Source organism: Halomonas sp. 111, assembly GCF_052379685.1.
Classification (GTDB): Bacteria; Pseudomonadota; Gammaproteobacteria; order Pseudomonadales; family Halomonadaceae; genus Vreelandella; species Vreelandella citrativorans.
This window is the reverse complement of the sequence record NZ_JBQSYV010000067.1, coordinates 1-221: the sequence shown is the minus strand read 5'-3', so window position 1 is coordinate 221 and position 221 is coordinate 1. Positions and strand designations below refer to the sequence as shown.

1 protein-coding gene is annotated in these 221 nt (G+C 61.5%); it reads right to left on the bottom strand.

What is annotated here, in order from left to right; translation table 11 throughout:
• On the bottom strand, window positions 1–221 hold a 221-nt coding region (locus tag ACT3T7_RS18455), incomplete at both ends, for a hypothetical protein (RefSeq protein WP_444631935.1).

The following is a 221-nucleotide window of genomic DNA, read 5'->3' as shown; positions in this document are numbered from 1 at the left end:
GCCGTCGTCACCCAGGTCGATGTCCTCGGCCAGACTGAACTCAAGGTCCGTCGCTTCGCGGCTGATCGCGATATTGCCGTCTTCGCTGGTGACGTCCATCACACCGCTGGGACCTATATTGTTGCTACCGTCGGCCAGGGCTCCCTCGCCATCTACCGATACGTTCCAGCCCGCGTTGGCGGCGGTGTTCACTGAGTCGATCGCGTCGTGAATGGTGTGCT